Source organism: Bradyrhizobium sp. 930_D9_N1_4 (genome assembly GCF_052076015.1).
Classification (GTDB): domain Bacteria; phylum Pseudomonadota; class Alphaproteobacteria; order Rhizobiales; family Xanthobacteraceae; genus Bradyrhizobium.
In genome coordinates this window covers 3,523,209-3,543,106 of the sequence record NZ_CP197236.1, presented here as the reverse complement: position 1 = coordinate 3,543,106, position 19,898 = coordinate 3,523,209, and the positions used below count along the sequence as shown (strand labels likewise).

20 protein-coding genes are annotated in these 19,898 nt (G+C 63.6%); 9 read left to right on the top strand and 11 right to left on the bottom strand.

Going from position 1 to position 19,898, the window contains the following annotated elements; translation table 11 throughout:
• Window positions 1-208: 208 nt before the first annotated feature.
• A complete protein-coding gene (locus AB7532_RS16625) occupies window positions 209-622 on the top strand; it encodes a response regulator (protein WP_441239294.1) in 414 nt (137 codons plus the stop codon).
• Window positions 619-2,874, top strand: a complete 2,256-nt coding sequence (locus AB7532_RS16620; RefSeq protein ID WP_441235851.1) for a CHASE3 domain-containing protein — start codon at window positions 619-621, stop codon at window positions 2,872-2,874. The genes AB7532_RS16625 and AB7532_RS16620 overlap by 4 nt, the downstream gene beginning before the upstream one ends.
• Here the strand turns inward: AB7532_RS16620 and AB7532_RS16615 are convergent.
• Window positions 2,871-3,767 (bottom strand): DMT family transporter, encoded by an 897-nt coding sequence (locus tag AB7532_RS16615; RefSeq protein ID WP_441235850.1) that lies wholly within the window; start codon window positions 3,765-3,767, stop codon window positions 2,871-2,873. The two genes, AB7532_RS16620 and AB7532_RS16615, sit on opposite strands and share 4 nt — an antisense overlap.
• A 755-nt stretch (window positions 3,768-4,522) precedes the next feature.
• On the opposite strand from AB7532_RS16615, the gene AB7532_RS16610 reads away from it, so the two are divergent.
• From AB7532_RS16610 to AB7532_RS16600, 3 genes are all read left to right on the top strand, one after another.
• On the top strand, window positions 4,523-8,290 hold the full coding sequence (locus AB7532_RS16610; protein ID WP_441235849.1) for a vitamin B12-dependent ribonucleotide reductase: 3,768 nt from the start codon (window positions 4,523-4,525) through the stop codon (window positions 8,288-8,290).
• A 140-nt stretch (window positions 8,291-8,430) separates the two neighbouring features.
• Window positions 8,431-9,708: a nucleotidyltransferase domain-containing protein gene (locus AB7532_RS16605; protein ID WP_441235848.1), complete on the top strand. Its 1,278-nt coding sequence runs from the start codon at window positions 8,431-8,433 to the stop codon at window positions 9,706-9,708.
• Window positions 9,709-10,143: 435 nt separating this feature from the next.
• Window positions 10,144-11,193 (top strand): CBASS cGAMP-activated phospholipase, encoded by a 1,050-nt coding sequence (locus AB7532_RS16600; RefSeq protein ID WP_441235847.1) that lies wholly within the window; start codon window positions 10,144-10,146, stop codon window positions 11,191-11,193.
• 23 nt (window positions 11,194-11,216) lie between these two features.
• Here AB7532_RS16600 and AB7532_RS16595 read toward each other — a convergent pair whose 3' ends face one another.
• Complete coding sequence (locus AB7532_RS16595; protein ID WP_441235846.1) at window positions 11,217-11,465, bottom strand: DUF7662 domain-containing protein; 249 nt, start codon at window positions 11,463-11,465, stop codon at window positions 11,217-11,219.
• A gap of 184 nt (window positions 11,466-11,649) precedes the next feature.
• On the opposite strand from AB7532_RS16595, the gene AB7532_RS16590 reads away from it, so the two are divergent.
• The gene (locus tag AB7532_RS16590; RefSeq protein WP_441235845.1) at window positions 11,650-12,165 is read left to right on the top strand and encodes a ParB N-terminal domain-containing protein; all 516 of its coding nucleotides are present in this window, start codon (window positions 11,650-11,652) and stop codon (window positions 12,163-12,165) included.
• Between the two features lie 172 nt (window positions 12,166-12,337).
• Here the strand turns inward: AB7532_RS16590 and AB7532_RS16585 are convergent, their stop codons facing one another.
• The 3 genes from AB7532_RS16585 to AB7532_RS16575 form a co-directional block, all read right to left on the bottom strand.
• Entirely contained in the window at window positions 12,338-13,369 is a 1,032-nt protein-coding gene (locus AB7532_RS16585) for a Bug family tripartite tricarboxylate transporter substrate binding protein (protein WP_441235844.1), read from the bottom strand.
• 45 nt (window positions 13,370-13,414) lie between these two features.
• On the bottom strand, window positions 13,415-14,392 hold the full coding sequence (locus tag AB7532_RS16580; protein ID WP_441235843.1) for an ornithine cyclodeaminase family protein: 978 nt from the start codon (window positions 14,390-14,392) through the stop codon (window positions 13,415-13,417).
• Between the two features lie 408 nt (window positions 14,393-14,800).
• Window positions 14,801-15,076, bottom strand: coding sequence for a hypothetical protein (locus AB7532_RS16575; RefSeq protein ID WP_441235842.1), 276 nt, complete (start codon window positions 15,074-15,076; stop codon window positions 14,801-14,803).
• A gap of 198 nt (window positions 15,077-15,274) precedes the next feature.
• Here AB7532_RS16575 and AB7532_RS16570 point away from each other — a divergent pair, with 198 nt between their 5' ends.
• A complete protein-coding gene (locus AB7532_RS16570; RefSeq protein WP_441235841.1) occupies window positions 15,275-15,481 on the top strand; it encodes a hypothetical protein in 207 nt (68 codons plus the stop codon).
• A 171-nt stretch (window positions 15,482-15,652) separates the two neighbouring features.
• Here AB7532_RS16570 and AB7532_RS16565 read toward each other — a convergent pair whose 3' ends face one another.
• The gene (locus AB7532_RS16565; RefSeq protein ID WP_441235840.1) at window positions 15,653-16,189 is read right to left on the bottom strand and encodes a helix-turn-helix domain-containing protein; all 537 of its coding nucleotides are present in this window, start codon (window positions 16,187-16,189) and stop codon (window positions 15,653-15,655) included.
• Window positions 16,190-16,313: 124 nt separating this feature from the next.
• Here AB7532_RS16565 and AB7532_RS16560 point away from each other — a divergent pair, with 124 nt between their 5' ends.
• Window positions 16,314-16,664 carry a zinc ribbon domain-containing protein YjdM gene (locus AB7532_RS16560; RefSeq protein WP_441235839.1) on the top strand — a complete coding sequence of 117 codons (351 nt, stop codon included), beginning with the start codon at window positions 16,314-16,316 and terminating at the stop codon, window positions 16,662-16,664.
• Window positions 16,665-16,753: 89 nt separating this feature from the next.
• Here AB7532_RS16560 and AB7532_RS16555 read toward each other — a convergent pair whose 3' ends face one another.
• The 4 genes from AB7532_RS16555 to AB7532_RS16540 all read right to left on the bottom strand — a co-directional run bounded on the left by AB7532_RS16555 (window position 16,754) and on the right by AB7532_RS16540 (window position 18,981).
• Complete coding sequence (locus AB7532_RS16555; RefSeq protein ID WP_441235838.1) at window positions 16,754-17,155, bottom strand: VOC family protein; 402 nt, start codon at window positions 17,153-17,155, stop codon at window positions 16,754-16,756.
• Window positions 17,156-17,214: 59 nt separating this feature from the next.
• Window positions 17,215-17,532 carry a hypothetical protein gene (locus AB7532_RS16550; RefSeq protein ID WP_441235837.1) on the bottom strand — a complete coding sequence of 106 codons (318 nt, stop codon included), beginning with the start codon at window positions 17,530-17,532 and terminating at the stop codon, window positions 17,215-17,217.
• Window positions 17,533-17,572: 40 nt separating this feature from the next.
• Complete coding sequence (locus AB7532_RS16545) at window positions 17,573-18,493, bottom strand: DMT family transporter (RefSeq protein WP_441235836.1); 921 nt, start codon at window positions 18,491-18,493, stop codon at window positions 17,573-17,575.
• Between the two features lie 68 nt (window positions 18,494-18,561).
• Window positions 18,562-18,981 carry a nuclear transport factor 2 family protein gene (locus tag AB7532_RS16540; RefSeq protein ID WP_441235835.1) on the bottom strand — a complete coding sequence of 140 codons (420 nt, stop codon included), beginning with the start codon at window positions 18,979-18,981 and terminating at the stop codon, window positions 18,562-18,564.
• Window positions 18,982-19,090: 109 nt separating this feature from the next.
• Between AB7532_RS16540 and AB7532_RS16535 the strand changes: the two genes are divergently transcribed.
• Window positions 19,091-19,708 carry a bifunctional transcriptional activator/DNA repair enzyme AdaA gene (locus AB7532_RS16535; RefSeq protein WP_441235834.1) on the top strand — a complete coding sequence of 206 codons (618 nt, stop codon included), beginning with the start codon at window positions 19,091-19,093 and terminating at the stop codon, window positions 19,706-19,708.
• Here AB7532_RS16535 and AB7532_RS16530 read toward each other — a convergent pair.
• Entirely contained in the window at window positions 19,689-19,835 is a 147-nt protein-coding gene (locus AB7532_RS16530; RefSeq protein WP_441235833.1) for a hypothetical protein, read from the bottom strand. The genes AB7532_RS16535 and AB7532_RS16530 overlap by 20 nt on opposite strands.
• Window positions 19,836-19,898 lie beyond the last annotated feature (63 nt).

The following is a 19,898-nucleotide window of genomic DNA, read 5'->3' as shown; positions in this document are numbered from 1 at the left end:
AGCGATGTGGCGCCTCTTTCGTTTGTCACGCGTTCACCGCCCGTTTCGCACGTGCCGCGCGCATCGCTTGCGACATCTTTACAATTTGAGCGCAAATGGACCCGAATTCACTACACCGTGCATATCTACAATGATCCAATCCCAAATTGACCCATCGCGCGATTCGCCTATATCACCGGTGTGGGGACTTCGATTACTGGGAAATGTCATGCCGCGTATCCTCGTGGTAGACGACGATCCGATGGTCGGCGCGACCATCGAAGTCCTCCTCCAACGTCAGGGCTTCGATGTCACGATGGCCGATGGCGGAGAAACGGGGCTGGCTGCGCTTGAGGCGCAGACCTTTGACGCAATGCTGGTCGACATCTTCATGCCGCACATGCGCGGCTTCGAATCCATCCGCATCTTTCACGAGCGTGCGCCGGCGATCCCGCTGATCGCGATGTCCGGCTACGCGTTTGCCTCGTCCGCTTCGCCCTCCCCCGATTTCCTCCGCATGGCGCTGGAGCTCGGGGCGACGCGCTGCCTGCGCAAGCCATTCACGCCGGACGCGCTGCTGACCACGATCCGGGAATGCCTCGGCGAGGACGCAATGCCGAAGGACAAGAAAGAAGCACCTTGATCCCAACGCAGCGCGTCATTCTCGGTGCTGGACTTGCCATCCTCCTGATCATCACGGCAGCCTCGATCGGCCTCGACGTCAAGTCGCGGTCCGATACGGCATGGGTCAACCACACCGTCCAGGTGCTGAAGAAGATCTCCGATCTGCGGGTGCTGTTGCGCCGGGCCGAGAGCGCCGCGCGCGGCTACGAGATCTACCGCAGCCCGGCCTTCAACGACGAATTCCATGCGATGCAGGCCGAGATCGCGCCAGCGCTTGCCGATCTCAAGCGACGCGTGGGCGATAGTCCGGATCAGGTCGCGTTGCTGGAGGGCACCGAGCCGCTGGCGCTGCGCCGGCTCGAGATCGCCGCGGAGGCGATGCGCCTGCGCGCCGCCAACGACCCGGACGGCATTGCCGCGCTCCAGGGCAAGGGCGAAGGCCGCGGCCTGATGGACAAGGTGATGGGCAATCTCGATCGTTTGAGTTCGGAGGAGGAACGCCAGCTCGCCGCGCGCTCGCAGGATTCGCGCCGCACCGGCATCGTCCTGCTCGGCATCGACGTCGCCGGCGCGCTGGTGATCCTGCTGCTGGTGTTGATGACGATGCGCGAGAGCCAGCGCACCCAGGTCGCACTGAAAAGCACGCTGCTGGAGACCACGGCGGAGAAACATCAGCTCGAGGCCGCGGTGGCCGAGCGCACCGAGCATCTCGTCAACGCCCATGACGAGCTGCGGCTGTCGGTCAACGTGCTCCAGAGCACGTTCCACAGCATGGCCGAGGCGGTGCTCGTCATCGATTCCGAGGGCACGGTCCTGCTGTCCAATCCGGCGGCGGAGCGCATGCTGCTGCACCGGACAGGCATGAGCCTGCGCAATCTGCGCACGCTGTCCGACGTATTTCACGGCGACGGCGCGACGCCGCTCAAGGCCGACGAGATGCCTTCGGTGCGCGTGCTGCGCGGTGAGCAGTTCGAAAACCTGGAGATGATCGTCCGCCCGCACAGCGGCGGCCCTCCGCGCCATCTCATGATCAGCGGCCGGCCGATGCGCGATGCGCAAGGTGCCGTCTCCGGCGCGGTGCTGGTCTATCACGACGCGACCGTGTCGCGGGACACCGAGCGGCAGTTGCACCAGTCGCAAAAGCTCGATGCGATCGGCAAGCTCACCGGCGGCGTCGCGCACGACTTCAACAACATGCTGACCGTGATCTCCGGCAACACCGAGACGCTGGTCGCAAGCCTCAAGCAGCAGCCCGAGCTCCAGCGCGTGGCACGCCTGATCGACGAGGCCGCCGAGCGCTGCGCCGAGCTGATCCAGCATCTGCTCGCCTTCGCGCGCAAGCAACCGCTCCGGCCGCGCAATGTCGAGATCAACGGCGCGATCGCCGACGTCGCAAAACTGCTACGCCCCACCCTCGGCGAGCAGATCCAGATCGAGACCGTGCTCGAACAGGGACCGATGACGGCGCATATCGATCCGTCCACCCTCACCAACGCCGTGCTCAACATGGCGATCAACGCGCGCGATGCGATGCCCAACGGCGGCAAGCTGCTGCTTGAGACCCATCGCGTGGTGCTGGATGAAGCCTATGCGCAGGCCAATGCGGAGGTGCGGCCGGGTCCCTACGTGATGCTCGCGGTCAGCGACACCGGCACCGGCATGTCGGCGGACATCCAGCAGAAGGCGTTCGAGCCGTTCTTCACCACCAAGGAGGTTGGCAAGGGCTCGGGCCTCGGCCTCTCCATGGTCTACGGCTTCGTCAAGCAGTCCGGCGGCCATATCAAGATCTACAGCGAGCAAGGCCACGGCACCACGATCAAGCTCTATCTGCCGCCGGGCGAAGGCATGGCCGAGGCGGCCGCCCCCACGACACCGCAGGCCGAAGGCGGCGCCGAGACCATTTTCGTGGTCGAGGACGACACGCTAGTGCGCAACTTCGTCACCGCGCAGCTCCAGAGCCTCGGTTACAACACCGTTGCCGCCGCCGACAGCCGCGCCGCGCTGCAATTGATCGGGGCCGGCCAGGCCTTCGACCTGCTGTTCACCGACGTCGTCATCCCCGGCGGCATGAGCGGGCGCGAGCTCGCCGACGAGGTGGCGAAGCTGCGGCCGGGCCTCAAGGTGCTCTACACCTCCGGCTACACCGACAACGCCATCGTCCACCACGGCAAGCTGGATGACGGCGTGCTGCTGCTGACCAAGCCATACCGGCGCAACCGGCTCGCGGAGATGATCCGGAAGGCGCTGAATGGCGGCGGGACCGAGAGCTAGCGCGTCGCCAGCACCACGGCCGCGAGCGTGAACACCAGCGCGGCGATCTGGCCCGGTCCGAGCGGCTCGCCCAGCGCCAGCGCTGACGCCACGACACCGATCACCGGCACGGCCATCGTCCCGATCGCGGCCACGGACGCCGGCAGGCGAGCCAGCGCTGCGAACCAGCTGACATAGGCGATGCAGAACTGCACCACGGTCGAATAGACCAGCAGCCACCAGCCGACCGGCGTCACCTTGTCCAGATGCGTGGTCTCGACCAGCAGGCCGATGATCGAGATCGGCAGGCAGCCGATCCCGATCTGCCAGGCCGCGGCCGTGATCGGCGGCAGATGGATCGGGTATTTCTTCGAGAACACGGTGCCGACGGCAAAGCCGATGGCGCCGCCCAGCGCCATGACGATGCCGGGCAGCTTCTCGGCGCTGGCGGCGATGCCGTTGCCGCCCATGATCGAGCCGAGCCCGACAAAGGCCATCACCAGCCCCAGCGTGCGCAGCAGCGTCGGCCGCTCGCCCAGCACCGGCCAGGCAATCAGCGAGGCCCAGACCGGCATGGTGTAGGCGATCAGCGCCGCCTCGCTGGCCGGCAGCCACAGTAGCGCCAGGCCCATCAGCACCATCCAGCCGGTGACGTTGAGCATGGCGGCGATGATCAGGCGCGGCCAGATACCCGGCTGCACCTTCAGGCTCTGCCGGCTGATCAGTGCCAGCGCGGCGAGCAGCAGAGCGCCCAGCACGCCGGTCACCCCGCGGAGCGTCAGCGGCGGCAGCTCGGAGAGCAGGAATTTGGTCACCGGCCAATTGAAGCCCCAGCCGATCGAGGTGATCGCGAGGAACATCAGGCCGGCCGGGGCGATGCGCGGTCGCTGCACCGGCCGAGTCGAATCAAGCATGTGGGTATCCGGCAAAATCGGGCTCAGCTTGGCGCGGATTCGGCTCCCCCACCACCACCCCGGCGGGCATGCCTGCCCTCACCTTCCGTACCCCTACGTGAGTCCCGCCCGCGCAAGCCCGGCGGTCAAAAATATACCTGCCCTGTGAACAGCGGGATGAAGCCTCCGGAACACCACGGGATACAAATTTTTTCGGTTGGGAATCCCTGAGGACTCACTGATACTTGGCCCCACAACAGGCGCGGGCATGCCCCCTGTTATCCCCCGCAATCCACCATATTTAGTATTTGATTCAGGAACTCGCACTAGTTCTTGACGGGCGCAATGGAGAGTCCTAGTTTTCGATCCGTTCGGCGCGAGTGAGTTTGCGTCCCGCCGGCACTCCCCCAAAGGGTCTCGCAAAACTGCACTCCGCCAAGCCAGACGAAGGCAGCGGGATGAGGGCTTGTCTGCCCGGTGACGCGGACTTCCAGGGCGCCAGAACGGGCCGGCAACAGGCTCGGATGGCAATTGGTTGAAGTGGCGTTGTGGGGCGTTGAACGCATGTCGGGCTCATCCCCTTGGGGGCGGATGGGTCTGGGCATGCCGGACGGTGAAGGTGTTCGCACCGAACCACCGCCGGGAGACACTGAGCCGGATCCACCGGCCTGAACTGCGAAGCCTCAAGGCCAGCCGGCCGGACGGATTCGCGAAATGAAATAGCGACCCGGGCGCCTTGCGGAGGCAGTCCGGCATAAAAAGGACGGGGCAAGACCATGCGGATTGAGCGGCGCCACACCACGGCAGGACAGTCACCTTACGCTGGGATTGAATTCCGGCAGACCACGTCGGAGATTCGCAATCCCGACGGCTCGGTCGTGTTCAAACTGGACGGCGTCGAGGTCCCGACCGAATGGTCGCAGGTCGCCTCCGACGTGCTCGCCCAGAAGTATTTCCGTAAAGCGGGCGTCGCCGCGCGCCTGAAGAAGGTTGAGGAAGAATCCGTCCCCTCCTTCCTGTGGCGCTCCGTGCCCGACACCGAGGCGCTCGCCCTCCTGCCCGAGAAGGAGCGCTATGTCAGCGAGCTCTCGGCCAAGCAGGTGTTCGACCGTCTCGCCGGCTGCTGGACCTATTGGGGCTGGAAGGGCAAGTACTTCTCCTCCGACGAGGACGCGCAGACCTTCTACGACGAGCTCCGCTACATGCTGACCATGCAGATGGTCGCGCCGAACTCGCCGCAATGGTTCAACACCGGCCTGCATTGGGCCTATGGCATCGACGGTCCCGGCCAGGGCCATTATTACGTCGACCCCTTCACGGCCAAGCTGACCCGCTCGAAGTCCTCCTACGAGCATCCGCAGCCGCACGCCTGCTTCATCCAGGGCGTCGGTGACGACCTCGTCAACGAAGGCGGCATCATGGACCTCTGGGTCCGCGAAGCCCGCCTGTTCAAATACGGCTCCGGCACCGGCTCCAACTTCTCGCGCCTGCGCGGCGAAGGCGAGCGCCTGTCCGGCGGCGGCCGCTCGTCCGGCCTGATGAGCTTCCTCAAGATCGGCGACCGCGCGGCGGGCGCCATCAAGAGCGGCGGCACCACGCGCCGCGCGGCCAAGATGGTCGTCGTCGACGCCGACCATCCCGATATCGAGACCTATATCGACTGGAAGGTGAAGGAGGAGCAGAAGGTCGCGGCCCTCGTCACGGGATCCAAGATCAACCAGAAGCACCTCAAGGCGGTGCTGAAAGCCTGCGTGAATTGCGAAGGCTCCGGCGACGATTGCTTCGACCCCGAGAAGAACCCGGCGCTGCGCCGCGAGATCAAGCTCGCGCGCCGCAGCCTCGTGCCTGACAATTACATCAAGCGCGTGATCCAGTTTGCGAAGCAGGGCTACAAGGACATCCAGTTCGACATCTACGACACCGACTGGGACAGCGAAGCCTATCTCACGGTCTCCGGCCAGAACTCCAACAACTCGGTCTCGCTCAAGGACGACTTCCTGCGCTCGGTCGAAACCGATGGCGACTGGAATCTGATCGGCCGCACCACCAAAAAGGTGACCAAGACCCTGAAGGCGCGCGACCTCTGGGAGAAAATCGGCTACGCCGCCTGGGCGTCGGCCGACCCGGGCCTGCACTTCAACACCACCATGAACGACTGGCACACCTGCAAGGCGTCCGGCGACATCCGCGCGTCCAATCCGTGCTCGGAATACATGTTCCTGGACGACACGGCCTGCAACCTCGCCTCGGCGAACCTGCTGACCTTCTACAACACCGAGACCAGGCGGTTCGACGTCGAGGGCTACGAGCACCTCTGCCGGCTCTGGACCATCGTGCTCGAAATCTCCGTGATGATGGCGCAGTTCCCGTCGAGGTCGATCGCCGAGCTCTCCTATGAGTTCCGCACGCTCGGCCTCGGCTATGCCAATATCGGCGGCCTGCTGATGACCATGGGTCTGTCGTATGACTCGAAGGAAGGCCGTGCGATCGCCGGCGCGCTGACCGCCGTGATGACCGGCATCACCTACAAGACCTCGGCGGAGATGGCGGCCGAGCTCGGCACCTTCCCCGGCTACAAGAAGAACGCCGCGCACATGCTGCGCGTCATCCGCAACCACCGCCGCGCCGCGCATGGCGAGACCTCCGGCTACGAGGCGCTCAGCGTCAACCCGGTGCCGATGGATCTCGTGTCGTGCCCGCAGGGAGACCTCGTCACCCACGCCCAGGCGGCCTGGGATGCGGCGCTCGAGCTCGGCGAGAAGCACGGCTATCGCAACGCCCAGACCACGGTGATCGCGCCGACCGGCACGATCGGCCTCGTCATGGATTGCGACACCACCGGCATCGAGCCTGACTTCGCGCTGGTGAAGTTCAAGAAGCTTGCCGGCGGCGGCTACTTCAAGATCATCAACCGCGCGGTCCCCGCAGCACTTCGCGCGCTCGGCTATCGCGAAGCCGATATCGCGGAGATCGAAGCCTACGCCGTCGGCCACGGCTCGCTCTCCAACGCCCCCGGCATCAACGCCTCGACCCTGAAGTCCAAGGGTTTTACGGACGAGGCGATTGCCAAGGTCGAGAAAGCCCTGCCGACCGCCTTCGACATCAAGTTCGCCTTCAACAAGTGGACCTTTGGCGAGGATTTTATTCGCGACCAGTTGGGAATCGGCGCTGAAGCCATTGCCGCGCCGGGCTTCGACCTCCTCCAGGCGGTCGGATTTACAAAACGCGAGATCGAGGCGGCCAACGTCCACATCTGCGGCGCGATGACTGTCGAAGGTGCCCCGCATCTGAAGGCGGAACATTACTCCGTGTTCGATTGCGCCAATCCCTGCGGCAAGATCGGCAAGCGCTATTTGTCGGTCGAGAGCCACATCCGCATGATGGCGGCGGCGCAGCCCTTCATCTCGGGTGCGATCTCCAAGACCATCAACATGCCGAACGACGCCACGGTGGAGGACTGCAAGTCCGCCTACATGCTGTCGTGGAAGCTGGCGCTGAAGGCCAACGCGCTCTATCGCGACGGCTCCAAGCTCAGCCAGCCGCTCAACTCGCAGCTCATCAGCGATGATGAGGACGAGGACGATGCGGTCGAGAGCCTCTACGACAAGCCGATGGCGGCGCGCACCGCCCAGGTCTCGGAAAAGATCGTCGAGAAGCTGGTCGAGCGCATCATCGTGATGCGCGAGCGCGAGAAGATGCCGGACCGACGCAAGGGCTACACCCAGAAGGCGGTCGTCGGCGGGCATAAGGTGTATCTGCGCACCGGCGAGTATGACGACGGCCGCATCGGCGAGATCTTCATCGACATGCACAAGGAAGGCGCCGCGCTCCGCTCCTTCATCAACAATTTTGCGATCGCGGTCTCCCTCGGTCTGCAATACGGCGTGCCGCTCGACGAATATGTCGACGCCTTCACCTTCACCCGCTTCGAGCCGGCGGGCCCCGTGCAGGGCAACGACAGCATCAAGTACGCGACCTCGATCCTCGACTACGTCTTCCGCGAACTGGCGGTGAGCTACCTCAGCCGCTTCGACCTCGCCCATGTCGATCCCAGCGAGACCGGGTTCGACGTGCTCGGCAAGGGCGTCGAGGAAGGCAAGGAGCCTGATGATCACGGCCACCGCGCCTCCAAGCTGGTGTCCCGCGGCCTCACCCGCTCCCGCACCGACAACCTCGTGGTGATGCGCGGCGGCTCGGCCGCGGTCGCCCAGGGCAATGACAGCGCACCGACCGGCGGCAGCAAGGTCACCGCTCTCGCCGGGCACGGCGCCAGCGCACGGGTCGGCGATGTCCTGGAAGGCGCGGTCGCGCTGAAGCAGGAAGTGGCCCACGACCTCTCCCCCACGGAGAAGCTCGAAGCCCTCCAGTGGAGCAAGTCGGGCTCAGCCCAAACCCTGGTGCCCTCCAAGGCCGAACGCCGCGCGGAAGCGAAAGCAAAAGGCTACGAAGGCGAGATGTGCTCGGAGTGCGGCAACTTCACGCTGGTGCGGAATGGGACCTGTATGAAGTGCGATACGTGCGGCAGCACGACGGGGTGTAGTTGATAATTCCGAGTAAGATGACACAACGGTAGGCTGCGCATTTCAACACTAAAGGCATATTTCCGGCGGTCGCCAACGACCGCCGGAAAATGGTGGAAGGAACGAAACGGGAATTGAAGCTAGAGTTGTAGAGGAGCGTCGATATGAACTATTCCGATCGCTATCTGCGTCAGATCGCGAGCTACTCCACAATTGATGTCATGCTAGCCGACGTCGCGATCCGGATTCAGCTTAGTCCGACCGACTACCAGTTAGCCGTCGACCACTACCACGCCATCAACGATTGGCTTGAGCGCGAGGATAGCCCACTCAAGGGCTACATTCGCGACTTCTACACGCAGGGTGGCTTCGCGATCGGCGCCACTGTCGCGCGCCACTCTAGCGACGACGAATTTGACATCGACGTTATGGCCGACCTTGCTTACCGCGTCGACGTCGATCCTGAAGATGCGCTAGCGATCCTCCACGATGCAATCCGCGGCGAGCTTGGCTCTCGCTACTACCTCAAGACCGACCGGAAGACTCGCTGTAGCACCGTCAATTACGACGGCATGCATCTCGACGTGACCCCCACCGTTCGCCTCCCGGGCACTATCGAAAAGACGGGACTTATCTTCCACTCGAAGCCTGAGGAGCCGTGGGCGAAGAAGTCCCTGTTCGCGAACCCGCATGGTTTCGCGCAGTGGTTCATGTCCAGGACCCCGCCGGATCAGGATTTCGGCAACTTCTTCGAGCGACGGTCACTGGACTACGATCGCGAGCGCGCGATCCTTTCAAAGCGCGCAGACGCGGACCCCGTGCCAGAGCAGTGTCCGGCATACCAGAAGTCGCGTGCCGTCATCGCGCTGCAGTTAATCAAACGCTGGCGCAACCTGGCCTACGACAAGCGGCACCCGAATCGGCGGCTGCCGCCTTCGGTGTTGCTCGCCTATTACGTGGCCAATCATGCCAATCGGGCGAAGTCGCTGGTGGAGGAGCTCAGTTTCCAGGCCGAGAGCATGCTGGCCATCGTTGGGAAGGCGCACGACCGCGGCGAGAAGGTCTTCGCCAGCAACCCGATGTGTAACGCTGACATCCTCACGGACCGCTGGCCCGCCGACCTGAGCGACCAAGCTATCTTCATTCGCGAACTAGGCGACCTCACCGTCAAGCTACGACGGCTCAGCGGCGAAATCGGCCTGCCCGAGATGCAGCAAATCCTTGAGGATCTGTTCGGCGAGAAGCCAGCGCGATCGGCGGTGAAGGACCACGTTTTGCGCGTCGGCAAGGACGTCGGCTCGAGCGGCAGCCGCTTCATGCCGGGCAAGGCGACTATCTCAGCCGCCGTGGCCGGCGGCGCAGCGGCACCGAGCGTCGCCTTGTCGGCGCCGCCGCACCGATTCTTCGGCGATCACCCCGATGACTTACCGAAGCATCAATGAGCAAGACGGCGAGATCCGGCGCGTCTTTCCCGACTTCCGGCTGACTGCACATGCCGATTGGATCGCCGTATGGGAAGGGCCGCTCAAACCGGCCTCGAAGAGCTACCGCGTCCGCATCGTCCACTTTAGGAGGACGATCTTCACCGGATGGATTCTCGCAAACGACTACGTGACCGTCCACGTGGTCGATCCCCTCATCGGCGCGGAGATGTTGGCGAACGAGAAGCTTCTGCCGCACATTTATTGGAATGATCGCAATCCTGCTTGGCCAGCGCTGTGCTTGTGGGATCCGGCTGAGATGTTCTGGACGCCGGAGATGTCCATCGCGAAGACGATCATCCCGTGGACCTCGGAATGGTTGCTGTTTTTCGAGTACTGGCAGATATCCGGCGAATTCTTGGGGCCTGGCCGACACCCGCCGAGGAGACGTAAAGAATGCCTAAACCTGCCCACTTATTCGGACCCGGAGACCCACGCTCGAAGGGCGCGATTCCGCAACGGCGAATTCCACAGGATTGGCCGAAAGGTCGGCGTTTTCGGATCTTATCTCTGGATGGGGGCGGCATTAAAGGCCTGTTCTCTGCGACTGTTCTCTCCGAGCTCGAACAGCGGTTTCTGGGCGGCCAGCCAATCACCAAGCATTTTGATTTGGTGACCGGCACGTCGACCGGGGGAATTATCGCGCTCGGCCTTGGAGCCGGCCTGAGGGCGTCAGAACTCGCCGAAATGTACTCACACCGCGGCGCCGAGATTTTTCCGGAACGCGGCAGCGTTCGCAAAACTCTGCAAGCGTTGCGAAATCTTGTTCACTATTACTATGAACGAAATGCCTTGGAGAACGTTCTACTGGATGTTTTGGGGGCGAAGCTCCTTGGAGATTCAATTGTCCGTCTTTGCATTCCCGCTTTTGAAGGGAGGGACAGCGAAGTCTTCGTATTCAAGACACCACACCACGCCGACTATAGGGTAGATCGCTTAGAGCCTATGGTGAAGGTTGCCCTAGCAACCTCCGCTGCACCTACCTTCTTTCGCCCCTTAGAGCACGAGGGCTACACGCTCGTAGACGGAGGTGTGTGGGCTAACAATCCCATTATGCTGGCGGTTGTTGAGGCTCTGATTTGCTTTAATCTTGAACGCGATCAGATCGATGTGCTGAGCATAGGTTGCGGCGACGACCCATACATTGTCTCAGAAGCACAACTGAATTCAGGTGGTAAACTAGCCTGGAACGATGTGATCTTCGCAGCGATGCGCTTGCAATCCTTGTCTGCGACCAACCAAGCACGACTTCTACTGAGCCCAGCGGCCGTTCGGCGCATCGATCCGCCATTCCCAGCCGAACCGATTGCCCTTAATGACTTCCGTAGATCTCTCACGGAACTTATCCCCGCCGCTCGAGCGATCGTTGACGAGCATGGAGATCAACTCGCGAGAGACTTTCTCTCTACACCGGCGCCTCGCTATAGGCCTCAACCGATGGCTTAACCGTGCGCGTCATCACTCGCTCGCTATTTGCGCCGGAATGTTACATGTCTGCGCAATCGATCGACCTCTGCAGTGAAACCGGCGGTTACCCAGGCCTTGCTTTGCGAGTGAGTCGTTTTCTTAGGATCTTCGTTGCTCCACCACTCGTCATAGTCACGAGAAGAGGGCGGAAGCGGTTGCCCAATCAAGCCTTCGATTTCCTCGAACGATAGAGCCAGTGAGTCTTCCCGGAATGCGGTCAATCGGCTTTTAAGCGGATCATATTTGGACATTTCTCGCCTCCTTGGGCGGAGCGAACCGATACTCATCACCAACTAATCAACAAACATGATGGGTTTCGCAAGAGCTCAACCCATCCCACGAGCTGAATTACCTTTGCAGTCGCGCCCTTCCCTCCTAAACTCCCAACCCCACCGGCATGGGTTCCGACGGGCCCGCTAGAACCAGAGTCGAGTTATGCCCAAACCGGAAAGCTTCCCGATCGAGAAGATCTTCGTTCCCACGAAGCAGAAGAAGGCCATCAAGCCCGAGACCGTCGCGGAGATCGCGGAAAGTATGCTGGACATCGGGCAACAGGAGCCCATTTCCGTTCGGCTCGACGGCGACCGCCTCGTTCTGGTCGAGGGACTGCATCGGTTAGAGGCCTGCAAGGCGCTCGGCGAGACCACCATTCTCGGCGTCTTGGTCCCGGCCGAGCTTGCTCAACCCAAGCCGCAGCTCGCCGAACGACCTGAAGTCGAGGCGGAGCGCGTCAAGATGGCGCGATTGAAGCAGTTGCGCCTGGAGAAGGAAGCCGCGGAGGCATCGACGGCAGCCTTGAAGAGCGCTGGCGCAACGGAAGCGGCGCGCACCCGTCCGACGAAAGGCGTTCGCGACACTCCGAAGGCATCGCCGGGGCGGACTGCGGGATCGGCACGGCAATCATTGTCGGATTGGATCACGCAGCAAAAGGGCAGCGGCGGCCGCTATTGATTGTCGGCTCCGGAATCTCGGTGCCAGCGCGTAGGATGGGTAGAGCGAAGCGAAACCCATCATTCCACGACGGGCGTTGATGGGTTTCGCTTCGCTCTACCCATCCTACAAGACTTTATCCCGCGTCCGCCGTTGGCCTCTACCAACCAATACGGCCGGGCCCATCGATGACCTATTCGACCTTCACACCCGTCTCTTCCACAATTTTTTTCCAGAACCCGGTCTCTTCGACCAGGATGCGGGAAAATTCGGCCGGGCCCTTGTTCACGACGTCGAAGCCGACCTCGGCAAGGCGCTGCTGCGCCGCCGGCTGTTGCAGGAACTCGCTGATCGCAGTGTTGATGATCCCGACCACGCTGTCCGGCGTCCCCTTCGGCGCCATGACGCCGACCCAGGTGTCACCCTGGATCTCCGGGAAGCCCTGCTCGATCATCGTCGGAACATCGGGCAGCAGTTTCGAGCGCGTCTTTCCGGTGACCGCGAGCGCGTTGAGTTGCCGCCCCGCAATCATCGGTCCGGCGGATGCCATGGTGCTCCACCCGATCGGCACATGGTTGCCGACCACGGCCTGAACCGCCGGGCCTGCGCCTGGAAACGGCACGCCGACGATATCGAGCTTCTGCGTCACCCTGAATCGCTCCGCGAGAAGATGCGCCTGGGTACCGACCCCGCCATGCGCATAATTCTGATTGGACCGCGCTTTCAGGTAAGCCACCAGTTCCTTCGCATCCTTGACTGCTATCGAGGGATTGACGGAGACCACGTGCGTCGAGGAGACCGACAGGTTGATAGCGACGAAATCCGCGATCGGATCATATGGGATGTTGCTGAAGACCGACGCGTTGACCGCGTGCGTGCTCAGCGCGAACAGGATCGTGTAGCCGTCAGGCGTCGACCGCGCAGCCTGGACCGTTCCGCGGTTGCCGGTCGCCCCCGCAATGTTCTCCACCACGAAGCGCTGCCCAAGCTTTTCCGAAAGATACTGGCAGGCCAGGCGCGCATAGACATCGGCGGTGCCGCCGGGCGCGAAGGTGACGATGGCGCGAACCGGACGATCAGGATAGGCCTGCGCCGATGCGATCCGCGGCGCTGCCAAGAGCGCCGCGGAGCCACCGACGAGCCCTATGAACCGTCGGCGGCCGATCATGGTCTTCTGGGAATTGACAGATTGTATCTGCTGTCCAGGCGACGATTTCTTGCTCATCCTACGCTCCATTCCGTGACGCGTGCGACACGCGTCGATATCAGTTCAACGCGGCAATCTCGTGCCTAAGCCCTTGGCGCGTGCCGCTTCATAGATGAAAGCCGCAGCGGCGAGATCCGCGAGGCCCGCGCCCGAAAAGATCAATGCATTGCGCTCGTCGCGACTGGTGCGCCCGGCGATGCGACCGGACACGAGATCGGCGATATCGCCGGCGAACGGTCCGTCGTAATTCAGGACTCCGTTTGGGCCGGCGGTGCTCTGCTCGCGGTCATCGGTCACGGTGCGATCGAAGGCGGCAAGAGTGTCGCGCTTCCAGCCGAAGCCGAGATCCACCGAAGACACGAAGGTGCCCGGCTCGACCCAGTTGGCGTCGAGTTGTCTGTTGTCTGCCGAACCATGCGGAATGGAGCTGATGACGATGTCGCAGCCTTTGATCGCCGCGCGCGGATCGGACACGGCGCGAGCTTGCAGGCCTTTCTCGCGGGCTTTGGCGGCGAATGCCTCCGCCGTCTCGAGGCGGCGGCTGAACGCAACGACCTTGGTCAAGGGAAACGCCGCGGCAAACATGTCGAGATGGCTTCGCGCCTGGGCGCCACACGCAAGAAAACCGATCGTGCCCGCGTCAGAGCGCGCCATGGCGCGCGCCGCGACGAGCGAGATGAGCGCGGTGCGGATCGCCGAAATCCAGACCCCGTCCATGATGGCCACCGGCCGTCCGGTCTCGATCTCGTTGAGAACGATCAGCGGCATGAAGTCCGGCACACCATTGCTGTTGCCGGGGAAATAGCCGAACCATTTGAAAGCCGCATAGCCCGGGCGATCCATCACCGCGCCTTTGCCGCGGAAGATGTTGGCCCCGCCTGCGCTGATGGTGACCTTGGGATGCGACCAGACCCCGCCTTCCGCGCGGCGAAGGAAGGCATGCCGGAGGGCGGCCTCCAACTCGCCGACCTGCGCATCGCATGCGACGACATCCGCCTGCGACAAATACAGCAGTTCATCGCCCGCAAGATTCAGCGTCATGGCGCTGCCTTCGCAGCGAACCCGCTCAACCCATCGGTCGCAACTGCCATCGCCGCACGTATCTGATCCATGTCCGAACTATTCCGGTATTCAGACAAAAATTCAATACTGTCTTCTAGGCAATCAGGTCCCGAGATCTCATGAAAAGCGGGCATCTCTGAAGGGAATTTGAGCGCTGCGGCGTTTTTTTAGCCGCGTCCGACGGCCCGCCATAACTGGCGCAACCGGATGCGCCCGATCGATCGCTCAGCTAACGCGATGAAGCGACAGTTCGTGCCGCTTGCCGGGGATGATCCGCAAGGCCGTAGGGTGGGCAAAGGCGCACTTGCGCCGTGCCCACCACTTCTCTCGATCACGAATGATGCGTGGGCACGCTGTCGCTTTGCCCACCCTACGCGTTGTCAACCGCTACCACCAATACGGCCAACGCCATCCCTCGTAGCGCACATAGGACGGCACCGGCGGCGGGGCGTAGGGATCGACGCGGTCGTCTTCGGGGCGATAGCGATAGCGGGGAACGACGTTGTAATCCCACGGCGTCGGCCGGAGCACGGGCGCCGTGACGATGAGCCGATCCTGCGCAACGACCTGCGCCCTCCGCGGCCGGGCGTCGGCACCCGACGTCCCGAGGCCGGACAGCACCAGCGCGGTTCCAAGCGCACATGCGACGGTCATGATCTTCATGCGTTGATCTCCTTTGCTGGAAGAGTGCAAAAGGACTCAAGCCAAGGCAAGCCAAATTCGCGCTAGCCTTGCTTGAATGACCGCTGTCGGCTCCGGGCGCCTGCGGCCACCGCGCGATCGCGGACAATTTTATTGCACCTTTTTCCCTGAACTTTCTCGGCGATCGGTCGTTCTCTGTAGCAATGGAGGACCGCGACGATGGTGTTTGATTTGCGGGCCGCGGTGATCGCGGCGAGTTTCATCCTGGCGTCCATCGCCGTGGCGGCCGCCGAAGGCGCGCAGGACCAGCCCGCGAGGGTCGCCGTGAGCACGAGCGGCGAGGCGCGCCCGGTGCGCGTGATCCTGCCGGCACCATGGGAGCCTGCCCCGGCCTCCTCAGGCGCACAGACAATGGTGCAGAAATAGGTTTGGCCGGCGGGCCACCGGCCCTCGAAACCGACGCCTGCCGATGATGCCACCCTACTCCTGTTTTGCCCGACGGCGCAAGTCACACTTCGGTTTTACAGAACCATTGAAATCGCACGCGATTTCTACTGTGCATGGGGTTGTTTTCGACTTTTTTGTTTTTGCAGTCCCCTACGCCGCGTCGACGTCCTCCGGCACCGGCCCCGCCACGAGCCCGTCGAGACCGACCATCAGCAAATCGGCGATGTGCATGAGTTGGTACAGCGGAATGTCCGCCTCGCCCTGCTCGGCCTGCGCCACGAAGCCGGACGTGACGCCGATGCGCTCGGCGAGCTGCGTCTCGGTATAGCCGCGGCTCTCGCGCGCGGCCTTGACGCGGGCACCAATGCCGAGCCGATGTCGCGACTGCTCGTCCGCGGTCATCATCGCGGCCTGCTCCTCCGCGCTGGCATAGCCGTCCGCGAACGCGCCGCCGATCAGTCTCTCCCGGCGCCAGGCCAGCCGGCAGTCCTTGCGCAGGCCGCTTCCGAAGATCACCGCAAACTGTTCCGGCACCCAGGCCGAGCTGTTGAGCTGAAGCCGCGCGCCTGACGCCGAGACGTCGCGGATCGTGCAGGGCACGCTGATGGTGCTGCCGGTGCCGTTGTCGAACGCGACGATGCCGGTCCGCAACGTGTGATGCCTGGCGGCTGCGCGATGATCGCTCATGCTCGTACGCTCCCTGATGTCAGGACATGGATACCGCGGAATTTTTCCCGAATTGCTAAGGTTCCAGCGCTTCAAACGGGACCGGCCGCCATGGTAAAGGATTTGCTCCAAAACCAGGCGAGCGATGACCGAACCGATGACATGCCCGAACTGCCAATCCGAACACGCCTACCAGGACCGCGATCTCTGGATCTGCCCGGAATGCGCCCATGAATGGAGCGCGGCTGGCGATGCGGCCGCGCCGGTGGCGCAGGAGGCCGGCGTGCGCGACGCCCATGGCAATGCGCTCGCTGATGGCGACAGCGTCATCGTGATGAAGGACCTCAAGGTCAAGGGCTCGTCATCGGTCGTCAAGGGCGGCACCAAGGTCCGCAACATCCGCCTCCAGGACGCCACCGACGGCCACAACATCGCCTGCAAGATCGACGGGATCGGCGCGATGAATTTGAAGTCGGAGTTCGTGAAGAAGGCGTGAGCCAAGCGAAGCTTCGTAGGGTGGATTAGCCGCAGGCGTAATCCACCAACGGCGCGGCAAGGTGGCGGATTACGCTACGCTAATCCGCCCTACGCACCGAGCAGCGCGTCATACCCCTTCGCGCTGAACGCCAGCAGACAGAAGCCGTGCCCGAACGGATCGGCCAGCATCGCGATCCGCCCATATGGCGCATCGCGCGCCAGCATCTCGAGCACCGCGCCGGCGGCAAGTGCCCGCGTGACCGCGGCATCGACATCGTCGACGACGACGTCGAGATGCAGCGGCGTCCAGTGCCGCTGATAGCGGCGGCGGTCTTCGCCCGCGCCCACCGTGCCGGCCTGCTTGGTCAGCAGATACACCGGCGCGGGCCAGCCGAGCAGCTCGACGAAGTCCGTGCCGAAGCGGCGCCCGACCGTGAGGCCGAATGCTGATGTGTAGAAGGTGGTGGCGGCGGCGACGTCGGGAACGTCGATGTTGAGCAGGACTGACATGAAGGGCAGCGTAGTCCGGACGGCGCGAAGCGCAATCCGGGATGGTGCCGCACCCGGGGTCACTCGTCCGCCAACATTTCCAGTGCCCGCGGGACCTGATCGCTTGCCTCGACCAGCACATATTCCTGTCGCTTGAGGCTCGCACCGCTCGCGAGCACGATCGATTTTTTCGGACACAGGCCCAAGCAGCCGGTCATCACCAGCTTCGCGGGCTTTGTTCCTTCGCGCCTCGCCGCCTTCAATTCCGACTTCAGCGCGCGCCTGACATCGCGCCCTTCGTCGCTGCGCTTGAGGCATTTTTTGCACACCAAAACCGGCGCCGCGCGACGCGGGCGCACGAGCATCGGTGCGGCGGATTTGTTGAGCTGTTCTGACATCCCGATCATATAGGGATGGAACCACGGTCCTGCAGCGACATCACCGCTGCCGTTGCGCCAGATAAAACCCGCACAGCACCGTCACCAATCCCGCCGCCTGCAACAGCGTCGGCTGCTCGCCGAGCAGCAGCCAGCCGGTGAGCAGCGTCAGCGCCGGCACGCAGGCCGGGAACACCGCGGCGCGGGCGACGCCGAGGCGCTGCACCGAGACGGCGAACAGATAAAGCGCGGCGGGACCGGCGAGCACGCCCTGCGCCAGCGCCTGAAGGGCGTTCTCGTGCCAGCCGAGCGCCGCGACATGGCCAAGACCCACGGTCGCGAGATAAGCCGGCAGCAGCAGCAGCGACAGCACGTTGATGACGAGCGCGGCCGACACCGCGGAAACGCGCCAATGGCGGAGCGCCGCGCCGAAGCCGGCGAACATGAATCCTGTCAGCACGAAGATCAGATCGCCCTGCACACCGTCAGCGCCGATATGGCCGATCGATTCCGCACCGATCACGCAGAGCCCGCCGACGATGACGATGGCGCCGGCAAGCCGCGAGGCCGAGATGTGTTCCTTCAGCACGAGAGCTGCGAGCAGCAGGCCGCCGAGCGTCGCGCAGGACGGCTGGATCACGCTGCCATGGCCGAGCGGCACGAACAGGAAGCCGATGTAGGAGATCAGCGACATCACGGGGCCGCCGAGCACCATCAGCACGAGGCCCCTGCCCCAGCCGATGCCGCAGAGATCGGAGATCCCCGCACGCATCACCAGCGGCAGGAACGCGATCCCCGACCAGACATAGCGATGCACCAGCAGATCGACCGGCGTGAAGCCGGCCTTCAGGCCATGCCGCGTGGCGGCAAAGCCGAGCGCCCAGAACAGCGCCGCCGACAGCCCGCAGACGACGCCGAGAAGCGCCGGTGCCGCGTCGTTCTTTTGGGTGAGAGCGTCAGCGCCGCTCGTTCGCTGATCCATGGGAAATGCTCTATGTCAGCGTGCGCGGAGGCTCAACCCATTTGGGTGCAGGGCTGGCACGCGCCGGCTCAACGTGCCTCCTCGCCGAACACCATGCGCCATCCCTTGCGCGTATCCATGTATTCCCGGACCTCGCGGATTTTATCGCCGGCGACCGTGAACACGAAGCAATAGTCGTTCTCGTAGGGCTTGCCGCCGGGAAGCGTCGCGCGCATCCGCTCCTCCACGATCACGACATCGCCGTCGGCATGGACGCCGCGAAAGGTGATCTCGACCTCTGAAAACAGTTTCTGCATCTCCTGCGCGATGAAGCGCGCGATCGCTTGCGATCCCACCATGTGATCGGTGTGATCGAGCGCGACCGCGGTGGCATTGCCCTTCGGGGCGATCCATTCGGCATCGTCCGTGAACAGCGCCGCGATGCGGTCCGCATCGCGCGATGCGAAGGTTTTCCAGGCGTTGAGGACGATGTCTTTCGGGCTGGTCACGATGCGCTCTCCGGCGTGGAATGGGGAGGCGTGTTCTAGGCCGCGCGGCGCGTGTGCTGCTCGCCACAATCGGACTCGGTCATCCCGCAGGCCTTCCGTTCGCGACGACATGCGCTATCATCTCGCCATGCTCAGCTTCGAGACTTTGAGCTTCGAGACTTGCAACGCCGCGCGGCTACGCCGGGATCCCCGCTATGACGGCCGTTTCTTCACGGCGGTGAGGACCACGGGGATCTATTGCCGCCCGGTCTGTCCGGCCAAGCAGCCGCTGACGCGCAACGTCGTCTATCATCCGACGGCAGCCGCGGCCGAAGCGGCGGGCTTCCGGCCGTGTCTGCGCTGCCGCCCCGAGACCGCGCCGTTCTGCCCGGCCTGGAACGGCACGCGCTCGACGGTCGCGCGCGCGGTCAAGCTGATCAATGACGGCGCGCTCGACGAGGGGTCCGTGGTGACGCTTGCGATGCGGCTCGGCATCTCCTCGCGCCATCTGGCGCGCTTGTTCGAGCGCCATGTCGGCGCCACGCCCCAGCAGCTTGCGAAAACGCTGCGCGTCCAGCGCGCAAAGCGCCTGCTCGATGCCGGCGATCACACCATGACGGACATCGCGTTCCAGTCAGGCTTCGGCAGCCTGCGCCGATTCAACGCCGCGTTCGCCGAGCTCTACGGAAGATCGCCCTCGAGCCTGCGCTCATCGAAGCGTGTGGAGCTCAGAAAAATCCGGGGCTGAGATCGAGCCCGTAGGTCAGGCTCAACACGAACACGAACAACGCGGCGGCTGCGAACATCGCGAGATGACGAACGATGAAGTCACGCGGCGAGGTGGCGACGACAACAGTTTTTTGCGCAACGGGCATGACGGCCCTCCATTATGAAAACGATTATTGGCCGCGATGAGCGGCGCCCGCATCAAGCGCCGC

Coding starts and splice junctions, on each gene's coding strand:
- AB7532_RS16605 (WP_441235848.1), top strand. CDS start 8,431: ATGAACTATTCCGATCGCTATCTGCGTCAGATCGCGAGCTACTCCACA.
- AB7532_RS16575 (WP_441235842.1), bottom strand. CDS start 15,076: ATGAAGATCATGACCGTCGCATGTGCGCTTGGAACCGCGCTGGTGCTG.
- AB7532_RS16530 (WP_441235833.1), bottom strand. CDS start 19,835: ATGCCCGTTGCGCAAAAAACTGTTGTCGTCGCCACCTCGCCGCGTGAC.
- AB7532_RS16610 (WP_441235849.1), top strand. CDS start 4,523: ATGCGGATTGAGCGGCGCCACACCACGGCAGGACAGTCACCTTACGCT.
- AB7532_RS16615 (WP_441235850.1), bottom strand. CDS start 3,767: ATGCTTGATTCGACTCGGCCGGTGCAGCGACCGCGCATCGCCCCGGCC.
- AB7532_RS16565 (WP_441235840.1), bottom strand. CDS start 16,189: ATGAGCGATCATCGCGCAGCCGCCAGGCATCACACGTTGCGGACCGGC.
- AB7532_RS16560 (WP_441235839.1), top strand. CDS start 16,314: ATGACCGAACCGATGACATGCCCGAACTGCCAATCCGAACACGCCTAC.
- AB7532_RS16595 (WP_441235846.1), bottom strand. CDS start 11,465: ATGTCCAAATATGATCCGCTTAAAAGCCGATTGACCGCATTCCGGGAA.
- AB7532_RS16555 (WP_441235838.1), bottom strand. CDS start 17,155: ATGTCAGTCCTGCTCAACATCGACGTTCCCGACGTCGCCGCCGCCACC.
- AB7532_RS16580 (WP_441235843.1), bottom strand. CDS start 14,392: ATGACGCTGAATCTTGCGGGCGATGAACTGCTGTATTTGTCGCAGGCG.
- AB7532_RS16545 (WP_441235836.1), bottom strand. CDS start 18,493: ATGGATCAGCGAACGAGCGGCGCTGACGCTCTCACCCAAAAGAACGAC.
- AB7532_RS16600 (WP_441235847.1), top strand. CDS start 10,144: ATGCCTAAACCTGCCCACTTATTCGGACCCGGAGACCCACGCTCGAAG.
- AB7532_RS16550 (WP_441235837.1), bottom strand. CDS start 17,532: ATGTCAGAACAGCTCAACAAATCCGCCGCACCGATGCTCGTGCGCCCG.
- AB7532_RS16535 (WP_441235834.1), top strand. CDS start 19,091: ATGCGCTATCATCTCGCCATGCTCAGCTTCGAGACTTTGAGCTTCGAG.
- AB7532_RS16625 (WP_441239294.1), top strand. CDS start 209: ATGCCGCGTATCCTCGTGGTAGACGACGATCCGATGGTCGGCGCGACC.
- AB7532_RS16590 (WP_441235845.1), top strand. CDS start 11,650: ATGCCCAAACCGGAAAGCTTCCCGATCGAGAAGATCTTCGTTCCCACG.
- AB7532_RS16585 (WP_441235844.1), bottom strand. CDS start 13,369: ATGAGCAAGAAATCGTCGCCTGGACAGCAGATACAATCTGTCAATTCC.
- AB7532_RS16570 (WP_441235841.1), top strand. CDS start 15,275: ATGGTGTTTGATTTGCGGGCCGCGGTGATCGCGGCGAGTTTCATCCTG.